This window comes from Jiangella rhizosphaerae (assembly GCF_003579925.1).
In the GTDB taxonomy this organism is placed as follows: Bacteria; Actinomycetota; Actinomycetes; order Jiangellales; family Jiangellaceae; genus Jiangella; species Jiangella rhizosphaerae.
The window spans coordinates 1-11,112 of the sequence record NZ_QUAL01000060.1 but is presented as its reverse complement, the minus strand read 5'-3'; the positions used below and the strand labels follow the sequence as shown (position 1 = coordinate 11,112).

Below are 11,112 nucleotides of genomic sequence, written 5' to 3'. Positions count from 1 at the left end.
GGGTCGCGCTGTGCACCGTCGCGCCGACGACGCTCGGCGCGCTCGCGGCGCACGTCGCGACGGCGCTCGGCGCCCGCGCGCCGCGGTTCGTCGGCGACCCCGCCCTGCCGGTCACCCGGGTCGGGCTCGACCTCGGCAACCGCGGCTTCGCCCGCAACCGCTCGCTGCTGCGCCGCGCCGACGTCGACGCCGTCGTCATCGGCGAGGCGCACGAGTGGGAGACGGGGTCGTACGCCACCGACGCGGCCTGGCTGGCCCGCCGCGGCGGGACGCCCGCGGGACTGGTCGTCGCCGGGCACATCCCGTCCGAGCAGGCCGGCATGCGGTTCTTCGCCGACTGGCTGGCCGCGCTGGTCCCGGACGTCCCGGTACACTTCGTCGAGACGCCGGACGCCTACACGGCGGTCAGCAGCTCGGCCGGGACGTAACCGGCCGCGGCCAGCTCCGCCCACAGATCCGCCGGGATCTCCCGGCCCGCCGCCGCGGCGTTCGCGGCCACCTCGGCGCCGGACCGGCAGCCGACCAGCACGGTCGTGACCGCCGGATGCAGCAGCGGGAACTGCACGGCCGCCGCGGCCAGCGCGACGTCGTAGCCGGCGCAGATCTCCTGGCAGCGCAGCGCCCGCTCCAGCATGTCGGGGCCGACCGGCCGGTAGTCGTACTTCGCCGCGGCCGACGGCTCGGCCAGCAGGCCGGTGTTGAAGACCCCGCCCACGACCACCTGCGTCGCGGTGGCCGCGCAGGCCGGCAGCAGCGTGGTGAGGGCGCGGTGGTCGAGCAGGGTGAACCGGCCGGCGACCAGCACGACGTCGACGTCGAACTCGCCGACAAACGCGGCCAGCGGGTCGGCGTGGTTCATCCCGAACCCGATCGCCCGCACGACGCCCTCGTCGCGGAGCCGGCGCAGTGCCGGGTAGGCGGTGCGCCGGACCTCGTCGGCGGCGTCGTCAGGGTCGTGGATGAACGCGATGTCGACGTGGTCGCGTCCGAGCCGCTCCAGGCTGGACTCCAGGGACGCGCGGATGCCGCGCTCGGTCCAGTCGGGCACGACAGTCTGGCCGTCGCGCAGCAACCAGCCGACCTTCGTCGACACGACCGCGTCCGACGGTCCGGACTCGCGCAGCCCGCGCGCCAGCCGCCGCTCGGCCAGCCCGTGCCCGTAGCGCGGCGCGGTGTCGAAGTAGCGCACGCCCAGCTCGGCGGCGACCCGCACCGCGTCGAGGGCGTCGGCCTCCGCCACCGGCGTGAACAGCCCGCCGAACGCCGCGGTCCCGATGCCCAGGCGCGGCAACGTGACCGTCATGCGCCCGCCACCAGCGTCGGCGTCGTCGCGCGCAGCGTCAGCCCGAGCGTGAGGCGGGCCTGGGCCCGCGGCTCCAGCCGGACGGTCACGCGCGGCCCGCCGACCTCCTCGGCCGGGCCGTCGTCGAGCGCGACGGTGCGGATGCGGTGCTCGGCGAACGAGCCGCCCTGGACGACCACCGTCCGCGACTGGTCGCCGGTGTTGACCAGGTCCGCGACGGTGCGATCCGGGTCGATCGACGTCATGAGCGCGGCGACGTCGTCGGGCAGGCCGGGCCGGACGCCGTCGCCGTGGAACCAGCGCAGGTGCAGGTGCGCCGGCGAGCCGTTGTAGAGCACCTGCGGGGTGCCGGTGGTCAGCTGCAGCAGGATCTCGGTGACGACGGGGTTGCGGTTCTGCCAGAGGTGAATGTCCAGCGCCGACGGCCCGGCGACCGGGTCGGTGTCGTCGCGGGCGATCTCGTCCAGCCGCTGAGCGCTGGTGGCGAGGGCGCTGCGCAGGGCGCGCACCGGGTAGCCGGGGTTGCGGCCGGCGAGGTACTCGAACCACGGCTCCTCGTGGCCGTTCTCCTCCTTGGTCCGCTGGTCGTGGACGGCGCTCCAGTCCCACGAGGCGCCGGCGCGCAGCGCCTCGACGCGCCGCAGGTCCTCGTCGGCGCGGCTGAAGTGCCACAGCCAGATCAGGTACTGCGTCGGCGGGATGTTCCAGTCGAACCAGCCGGCGTCGCCGCGCCGGTGCGGCACCATCAGCGTCGGCCGGTCGCCCAGCCCGGCCAGGTGCGGCGTCCATCGCGAGGTGACGGAGTCGACGTCGTCCGGTCGGCGGCGCTCGGCCTGCTCCATGGCGGCGTCGAACGGGTTGCGGGCGAGGTCGAGGAAGGCGTCGTCGCCGGTGACGAACGCCGCGTTGCTGCCGGCGACGACCGCGGCGCAGGCCATCGACTGCAGACCGTGCGGCCAGGACCAGCCGTAGTGGCCGCCGTACCACCGTCCGCCGAGGTAATCGCCCACCCGGCCGCTCAGCCCGGCGTTGTCGGGGACGACCGGGCCGCCGGCCCAGCGGTCGCGCCACGCGCCGACGTACTCGGCCACCCAGTCGGCGTAGCGCTGTTCGCCGGTGAGCAGCCAGGCATGGACGGCGAGGCTGGTGGAGAGCACGTTGGCGAACGTGTCGCCGCGGCCCATGCGGTCCCACATCTCGCGGCCGTAGGCGCGCGCCTTCGCGGGGTCGGCCACCAGCTCGTCGAACGACTCGTAGCCGAGCCAGTCCAGCGGCAGCCCGTACGGCCGCAGCGCGAGGCTCCACGGGAACGCCACCTCGTGGTCGCCGAACCCCCACCGCGGGCCCGCGGCGCCGTTGTGCGGCGCCCGGATGACGCGGTGCTCGGGGTCGTAGTTCGGACCGCCCGGCAGGTACAGATCGGCGAACCGGCGGGCGAGCGCCCGCACGCCGGGATCGCCGGGCCGGGCCATGCAGCGGGCGTAGAAGAACAACAGGCTCTCGCCCTGGTGGAACCAGTCGTAGCCGCGCTCGAACCCGTCGACCAGCATGCCCATCTCGGTCAGCTGCGCGGTGACGCCGGCCCAGTGGCGCTCGGTGGCGGCCAGCAGGTCGTCGCTGCCGCCGAGCACGTAGAGCATCGGCCAGTTGAAGAACGCCTCGTAGAAGTCGTCCACGCCGTCGCGGTCGTCGGAGCCCTGGCCGAGCGTGTCCTGGAAGACCAGCCGGCCGTCACCGGTGGTGTAGCGCTCGGCGAACACCCGCCAGGCCTTGTCCTGCTGGGCGAACAGCAGCCGCTGCAGCCGGGCCCACTCGGGGATCTCGGGCGGCCGCCGGGACGACACGAGCACTGCGCACCTCACAAAGCGATTCGCGGCGATTATCTTTGATCGATAACCGATTGCGTCATACTGTGGTCCGGTGCGCACGCCTGTCAAGACGCCCGTGGTCGACTGCCACGTGCACCTGTGGGACCCCGCGCGCGGCTTCGGCTGGATCCGTCCTGGCTCACCGCACCACCGGGCCTTCGGCCTCGACGACCTCGCGGCATCCGGCCGGGGCACCGGCGTCAGCGTGTCGGTGCTCGTCGAGGCGTCCCGCGGCGACGCCGGCGAGACCGCGGCGCTGCGAGCCGCCGCCCGGCGCCGTCCCGACCTCATCGCCGGCTACGTCGCCAACCTGCACTGCTACGCCGGCCGCTCGCCCCGTCAGTTCGCCGCTCTGCTGCGCCGCTGGGGCGCCGACGGGCCGGTCGGCATGCGCGCCGGCGGCCAGACGTGGGCCGACGTCCCGCCGGGCGTGCCGGCGCTGCTGCCGGTGCTCGCCGAGCACGGGGTCGCGCTCGAGCTGAACCTGCACGCCGACGCCGTCCGGACGGCGGCCGAGCTGGCGGCGCGGCACCGCGACCTGGTCGTCGTCCTCGATCACCTCGGCAACCCGCCGAACGTCGCCTTCGCCGATCCCGGCGGCTGGCTGCGCGACCTCGCGGCGGCAGCGGCCGAGCCGGGGGTCGTCGTCAAGGTGTCGGGGCTGCTGACGCAGCAGCGCGGGGCCGCACTCGAGGACGTCGACCGGCTGGTGGCCGCGGCCCTGGACGCCGTCGGGCCGGAGCGGTGCATGATCGGCTCGGACTGGCCGATCTGCCTGCCGGCCGGCACCCGCGCGGCGTCGCTGGCCGCGTCGGCGCGGGCCCTCGACGGCCTCACCGCCGACGGCCGCGCGATGGTGCGGCACGGCACAGCGCTGCGGGTGTACGGACGACGAACCGATGAAGTGGCACGATGGACGGAGCTCACTCGTGATGACTGATGGGGATGGCATGGCAGTGCATGGCACCACCCAGCCAGAGGGCGGATTCGCGTCGTCCCTCGCGGGCAAGGACCGGCTGCGCCCGGCACTGCTGTCGGACCAGGTGTACGACCTGCTGCGCACCGCGCTCATCGACGGCGACCTTCGGCCCGGCGAGCGCGTCGTCGAGTCCGAGATCGCCCGCCGGCTCGGCGTGAGCCAGGCGCCGGTGCGCGAGGCGGTCAAGCGGCTGGCCCGCGAGGGCGTCCTCGAGCACATCCCCCGCCGCGGCAACTTCGTCGCCGAGGTGTCCGAGCGCGACGTCGAGCACGCGCGCCAGGTGCGCGAGCCGCTGGAGCGGCTGGCCGGCGAGCTCGCCGCCACCGCCATCACCCCCGCTCAGCTGTCGCGGCTCGACGACCTCGTGCGCGAGATGCACGACGCCGTCGCGCGCGGCGACCTCGGCCGGTTCCGCGACGCCGACATCACCTTCCACGCCACGGTCGGCGAGGCCGCCGGCAACCCGTTCCTGACCCGCATGTGGGGCGTGCTCGAGCCGAGCCTGCGCACGCTGCGCGCCATCGCCGACCCGCTGTTCGACGGCGACTGGCAGGCCATGGCCGACGAGCACGGCCGGCTGGTCGCGCTGCTGCGCGAGGGCGACCCGAAGGCCGCCGGCCAGGCCTTCGCCGAGCACGCCGCCGGCCGCGGCCCGGTCCCCGACCGCCGCGCCACCCGGGCGAAGCGCGCGCCCACCGGCTGACGGCCCACGACGACCCGTGGCCCGCCTTGGCAAGGTCGACCATGTTCTTGGCTAGGCGCACCGTCGCCCCCTTGTCCGATTCGTCCCGGTTTTCAGGGCGGTCAGCCTTGCCAAGCTGATGGCCGCGCGCTTCGGCAGGTCGCGGCCTCACTCCAACGGCGTCCACCGTGCGATGACCGCCAGCGGGCCGTACACCCGGGTCGCCTCCGTGACCGGCACGCCGGCCGGGGTGAACCAGCCGTCGAACCGGTGGCCGTCCCGCGTCGTCGACGGCAGGACCCGCAGGGACGTCCCCGCCTTGACGGTGCGCACCCCGACCGGGGTGCCGCCCGCCGCATCGAACGTCACGCGGTGGACCGGGTCGGTCCGATACTGCACGGACACCGTCACGGTGGTCGTGGCGCCCTCGTAGGTGATGGTCAGCGGCAGCTCCGCCGTCACGGCGGCGCTGTCGAACCCGCTCACCATGTCAGCCGTCACGGGGACGACGGTGGTGGTGCCGTCGCTCCAGGTGGCCTCGACCGCGAGCCCGTCGACGTTCAGGGGCTCGCCGACGCGGTACTGGGTCTGGTAGCCGGTGCCCTCGATCGGCGCGATGCCGGTGACGACGGCGGACCCCTCCGACGGCGTCAGCCGGATCGCGTTGTCGCCGCCCGCGTAGTGGTAGACGTTGAGGTACCCGTCGGCGGCGATCGGGTTGGCGGCGTCGCGGTCCAGGCCGCTCCACACCGTCACGCCGTCCACCCGCAGGACCAGCCGGGTGCCGCCGTCGACCGTCACGGCGCCGAACTCGATGTCGTGCTCCTGGCCGGCCTCGATCGCGGTGTTCGGGATGACGTCCATCATCGTCTGGCCCGGCTTCCAGCTCTGGAACTCGATCTGGTCCTCCTTGATGACGACCAGGTAGCCCTTGTTGCCGTTCACCCAGGTCGGGTCGCCGGTCCGGTCGGAGCGGACGGCGAAGCCGTACCATCCGCCGGCGAACTCGCCGATCGACGCGGTGAAGCGGAGCAGCCCGCTCCCGAACCGCTCGCCCTGGTAGCCGTACACGCCGTTCGCGGAGACCCGGACCGTGCCCTCGTCGAAGTCGACGGCGTCGGAGGACGTCCAGCCGGCGGCGTCGGACAGCTGCCGGTCCAGAGCGATCACCGGGTGGTCGGCGGCGGTGACCTCGACGGCGACCGTCGCGGTCAGCTCCGGGTTCGCCTGCGACGCCGCCGTGATCGTCGCCGTGCCCGCTGCCACCGCCCGGACGGTGCCGTCGGCGTCGACCGTCGCGACCTCGGGCGCCGACGAGCTCCAGTCGACCCGCCGGTTGGTGGCGTCGGGCGGGCTGACCGACGCGGTGACGGCCTGGCTCTCGCCGGGCTCCATCGTCAGCTGGACGGGGCTCACCTCGATGCCGGTGACCGCCGTCGGGACCAGCGAGATGACGACGTCGTCGATGTCGAGGTGGCTGAAGCCCTCGACGTAGAAGCCCACGTTGCCCGACTCCGGGTGCGCCGGGTTCTCCCCCTCGACGACGACCTCGCCGTCGACGAGGACCGCGACGGACGGACCGCGGGCCACCACCCGCACGTCGTAGACGGTGTCCGGCTGGAAGCCGCTGCCCGCGGGCAGCACCACCTCGCGGACGGTCCCCCACTGCCCGTCGTAGATGGTCCACGTCGGGCCGGCGGCCGTGTGCCGGTACCGGATGTAGCCGCTGCCGGTGGCGCTGTTGCGGTCGTAGACGATCATGACCGCGCCCTCGGGCACCACCGCCGGCGTCCTGACCCGGTAGTCGAGCACGTAGTCGCCGAACTCGCGCGGCAGCCGGCCGTTCGCCCCGTTGAGGATCCGGTACCAGTGGTTACCGGTGTCGTCGGCGACGATGCTCCGGTTCGGGTCGACCGGCCAGCCGTTGCCGCCGGACTCGAAGTCGGTCGCGTGCATGACGCCGTCGCCGTCGGCCACGGTGACGACCGCCTCGTCCCTGATCGCCGGGTCGTCCGCCGACACCACCGAGACGGTGGTCTCGCCCGGCGCCAGGGCGGTGATCCGGCCGTCGGCGTCGACGGTCGCGACCGCAGGGTCGCTGCTCGCGTACGTCACCGCCTGGCTGGTCGCGTTCCACGGCACCGGCTCGGCCCGGAACGGCACCGTCGCGCCGAGCTCGACGGTGAACGTGTCCGACGGCAGGTAGAGCCCGGTCAGCGGGACGGTCTGCGGCCCGTGCGGCAGTCCGACGACGCCCTGCGGGCCGATCTCCTCGAACGCCACCGGGGTGAAGCCGGGGATCCGGTCGAACGCGGCGGCGTCCTCGGTCAGCCGGAAGTCGCCGGACTCCCAGTCGACGAACCCGGGGTCCTGGTCGGCGACCCAGTTGTCGGCGTAGGTCATCAGGTCGTGCACATCGCGCGCGCCGTGCTCGTTGAGATCGCCGGACGGGGTGAGCGTCGGGTTCCAGGTGAGGTTCTTCGCGAAGCGGTTGTGCTCGGGGTAGTAGTGGTTCTCGTCGAAGAAGCGCAACAGCTCGGGGTACTTCTCCGCGTACGGCGTGCCGACGAACCCGTCGTTCTCCGCGAACAGCTTCTCCCACGCCGGCATGTAGTCGGTGTCGACCTTGTTGCCCGGCTGGTCGCCCATCCACATCTCGTAGTTGTCGTACGGGACGAAGGTGTCGACGAAGATGTTGTTCTCGGCGATGATGTAGTCGCCCGAGCCGCTCTTGATGGCGTCGTTGCCCATCCGGTAGAAGACGTTCTCGCTGATGGTCAGGCCCATCGTGAGGTTGTCCGGATAGACGCCCTCCACTCCGTGCCGGCCCTCGCCGGTGTGGTGGAAGTAGTTGCGCCGGATGACGGTGCCGCGCTCGTGCGGCGTCATGCCGGCGTTCATGTAGATGGCGCCGAGGTCCTGGAAGTCCTTGCAGATGTCGTAGATGTCGTTGTACTCGATGAGGTGGTCGTTGCCGTGCACGATGATGCCCGGGTGCGGCGCGTCGTGGATCTCGTTGTTGCGGGCCACGTTCCCGACGCCGTCGAACATGACGCCCGGGTTGTAGGCCTTGTGGTAGTAGGCGAAGTCGTGGATGTGTGAGTTCTCCACCCGGTTGTTCCCCGGCTCGAGGGTGTCCTCGTCGCCGCCGTTCAGCACGACGCCGACGCCGCCGAGGTGGCGCAGGTGCGACGAGACGACGGCGTGGTTCCGGCCGTCCCAGCCGCTCGGGATGCCGTCGTACACGTAGCGGCCCGGCGAGTTGATGTACACGCCGCCGTCGGTGAAGTTCTGGATGTCGCTGTGGGCGAAGGTGACGTTGCTGCCGCCGAGGACGGTGGCCGCGGTGGCCCGGCCGTACTCCATGACCAGTTCGTCGAAGGTGATGTAGGAGGCGTTCTCGGCCCGGACCATCGGCTCCTTCAGCATCGTCACCGTCACGTCGCCGCTGCGGGTGCGGAAGGCGGCGTTCGGCATCAGGTACAGCACGCCGGTCGCGCGGTCGATGTAGTACTCGCCGGGGGCGTCGAGCTCCTCCAGGAGGTTCTCGGCGAAGTGGAAGTCCGGGTACCACGTCTTCATCAGCCCGGACATCTCGCCGTAGCGCAACGTGATGGTCTTGGCCTCGGTGTCGATCGCGGCGATCTGGTTGTACGACCACTCCCAGCTGTAGCCGAAGATGCCGTCCAGCCAGACGTCCTCCGCCTGCGTCCAGTACTGGGGGCGGTCGTAGGTGTAGCTGAACGTGCCGCCGCGCTCCTGCAGGTCGGGGTCGTCGACGGTGGGGCCGGGGTCGATGATCTCGTTCATCTGGACGGTGCCCTCGTTGGGCCAGCGGGCCAGCGTCATGCCCTGACCGCCGACGTAGAGCTGCATCGGCGGCACCTTGGAGACGTCGTTGGCCTTCCAGTAGCCGTGCCGGCTGACCTCCCCGTAGTCGGTGATGCCGAGGGCGGCGAGGTCGATCTGGAGGACGTCGTCGCGGGCGGACTGGTCGATGATGCGGCCCAGCACGGCATCGTCGGTGACGGGGACGAAGTCGTCGTGGTCGAGTTGCCGTCCGCCGCTGAGCCGGACCGTCTCGCCGGGGTACGAGCGGTAGACGATCGGGGCCTCGGCGGTGCCGGAGTCCTGCTCCCCGAGGACGAACGACGAGGTCCGCTCGTAGGTCCCTTCGCGCAGATAGACGGTGACGCCGCCGGTCGGAAGTCCGCCGTCGGCCTTGATCCGCCGGATCGCGTCGCGGGCGCCCTCGAGCGTGCGCAGCGGAGCGGACGCGGTGCCGTCCTGGGCGTCGTCACCGTCCGGGGCGACGTAGAGCACGGCGCCGGGCTCGGCCGCCGCGGGTTCGGCCTGGGCCGCCGGATGCAGGCCGGCGAGCAGCAGGCACGCCAGCACGACGATGGGCAAGAGGCGTTTCATGGTGCGGTTCCTTTCTGGGCTCGGTGCAGGGAACGGGCGACCGGGGTCACCCCTTGAGCGCGCCGACCGTGAGGCCGCTGATGATGTGCCGTTGCATGTAGACGAAGAAGATGATCACCGGCGCGATGGCCAGCAGCAGGTTCGGGAAGACCTTGGTGAGGTCGGTGGAGTACTGGCTGACGCCGGCGTAGATCGCGGTGGTGACCGTGTAGTTGCCGGAACCGGGGGTGAGCAGCACCTGCGGGCTGATGAAGTCGTTCCAGATGCCGATCGAGTTGAGGATCAGCACGGTGACGACGGCGGGCCGGGTGAGCGGGAAGATGATCTGCCAGTACGTGCGCAACCGGCCGGCCCCGTCGATCGCGGCGGCGTGGTCGATGTCGCGCGGGATCGTGCGGATGAAGCCGACGAACAGGAAGATGCTCACCGGCAGCGTCATCGCCACGTCGTGCAGGATCAGCCCGGTCACGGTGTTGCCGAGACCGATCGAGCGCAGCACGTAGATCAGCGGCACGATCAGCGCCGCCGACGGGATGAACGTCCCGGCCAGGAAGTACAGCAGCAGGATCTGCGTCCGCCGCTTCAGGCTGCGGGCGATGACGTAGGCGGCCGGCCCGGCGAACGCGATGCACAGGATGTCGACGGAGACCACCAGGAACAGGGTGAAGCCGTAGCTGCGCAGCACGTTGTACTGCGGGCTGGTGACCGCCGCCTCGAGATACTCCAGCGTCAGCCCGCCGAACGGGATCGCGAACGGGTTGCTCTGGATGTCGTGCTGCGACTTGAAGCTGTTCACCAGCAGCAGGTACGCCGGGACCGTCATGACGACGAACAGGACCGCCAGCAGCACCACCCGGGTGACCGGCGGCCGCCGGCGCGCCGCCGGGGTGAGGGTCGTGGAGAGGGCCATATCGCTCCTAGTTCGCCGCGGCCTGGTCCTGGCGGTTCCGCAGCGCGGTCACCAGCACGGACAGGACCGCGGACACCACCATCAGGGCCACGGCCTGCGCGGTCGCGAAGCCGACGTCGGTACTGGCGAACGACCGACTGAGGATGACGTACGCGATGGTCTCGGTGGACCCGGCCGGCCCGCCGTCGGTGAGGCTGACGACGATGTCGTAGACCTTGATCAGGCCGACCAGGTTGAGCACCATCGCGACCGTCACGACCGGCGAGATCATCGGCACGACGATCCGGCGGTTGATCTGCCGCCGGGACGCGCCGTCGATCTGCGCGGCCTCGATGAGGTCGTACGGCACCGTCTGCAGCGCGGCGACGAACAGCACCACGTTGAACCCGAACCCGGCCCACACGATGACGCCGACCAGCGTGACGACGGCGAGGGTCTCGTCGAACAGGAAGCCGACCGGGCCGATGCCGAACCGCTCGAGCGTGGTGTTGATCGCGCCGTTCGTGCCGAGGATGGCGCTCCAGAGGAAGCCCAGGATCAGCGCGCTGATGACGTGCGGGTAGTAGGCCAGCGCCCGGAAGAACGAGTTCGTCCGCGACCGGTCCTTCAGCTGCAGCGCGTAGGCCAGGCCCAGGCCGAGCATGCCGACCGAGCCGAACGCCGCCACGACGAACGTGACGATCCAGGCCCGGCTGATGCCGGGGTCGTCGAAGAGCCGCGCGTAGTTCTCGACGCCGATGAAGGTGGCGTCGGAGAACCCGTTCCAGTCCGTCAGGCTCAGGTACAGCGCGACGACGACCGGGACGATCGTCATCACCGTGTACACCAGGACGGCCGGGGCGAGCATGCCGAGGCTCAGTGCGCCGTCGCGCAGCCGGCGGCGCCGGACGGCGGCGGCCGGGCCGGGATGGTGGCCGGGAGCCGGCGCGGGCGGGTCGCCGTCCGCCC

At 72.0% G+C, this 11,112-nt stretch carries 7 protein-coding genes and 1 pseudogene; 3 read left to right on the top strand and 5 right to left on the bottom strand.

The genetic code is table 11. The features are described from left to right. Window positions 1-428, top strand: a pseudogene (locus tag DY240_RS07590) (Nif3-like dinuclear metal center hexameric protein); the annotation flags it as partial. Here DY240_RS07590 and DY240_RS07585 read toward each other — a convergent pair. Both DY240_RS07585 and DY240_RS07580 read right to left on the bottom strand, forming a co-directional pair. Continuing rightward, on the bottom strand, window positions 395-1,303 hold the full coding sequence (locus DY240_RS07585) for an aldo/keto reductase (RefSeq protein WP_119659343.1): 909 nt from the start codon (window positions 1,301-1,303) through the stop codon (window positions 395-397). The pseudogene DY240_RS07590 and the gene DY240_RS07585 overlap by 34 nt on opposite strands. Beyond that, entirely contained in the window at window positions 1,300-3,153 is a 1,854-nt protein-coding gene (locus tag DY240_RS07580) for a hypothetical protein (protein WP_119659342.1), read from the bottom strand. Before DY240_RS07580 ends, DY240_RS07585 begins: the two co-directional genes overlap by 4 nt. Window positions 3,154-3,223: 70 nt before the next feature. Between DY240_RS07580 and DY240_RS07575 the strand changes: the two genes are divergently transcribed. Together DY240_RS07575 and DY240_RS07570 are read left to right on the top strand one after the other, a co-directional pair. Next, window positions 3,224-4,111, top strand: coding sequence for an amidohydrolase family protein (locus tag DY240_RS07575; RefSeq protein WP_158602772.1), 888 nt, complete (start codon window positions 3,224-3,226; stop codon window positions 4,109-4,111). Between the two features lie 10 nt (window positions 4,112-4,121). Continuing rightward, window positions 4,122-4,853 (top strand): GntR family transcriptional regulator, encoded by a 732-nt coding sequence (locus tag DY240_RS07570; RefSeq protein WP_119659340.1) that lies wholly within the window; start codon window positions 4,122-4,124, stop codon window positions 4,851-4,853. 147 nt (window positions 4,854-5,000) lie between these two features. Here the strand turns inward: DY240_RS07570 and DY240_RS07565 are convergent, their stop codons facing one another. The 3 genes from DY240_RS07565 to DY240_RS07555 form a co-directional block, all read right to left on the bottom strand. After that, the gene (locus tag DY240_RS07565) at window positions 5,001-9,254 is read right to left on the bottom strand and encodes an Ig-like domain-containing protein (RefSeq protein ID WP_158602771.1); all 4,254 of its coding nucleotides are present in this window, start codon (window positions 9,252-9,254) and stop codon (window positions 5,001-5,003) included. A gap of 46 nt (window positions 9,255-9,300) precedes the next feature. After that, window positions 9,301-10,164: a carbohydrate ABC transporter permease gene (locus DY240_RS07560; protein WP_119659339.1), complete on the bottom strand. Its 864-nt coding sequence runs from the start codon at window positions 10,162-10,164 to the stop codon at window positions 9,301-9,303. Between the two features lie 7 nt (window positions 10,165-10,171). Continuing rightward, window positions 10,172-11,112 (bottom strand): carbohydrate ABC transporter permease (locus tag DY240_RS07555; protein WP_199701028.1); only part of this gene is annotated, 941 nt, incomplete at its 5' end.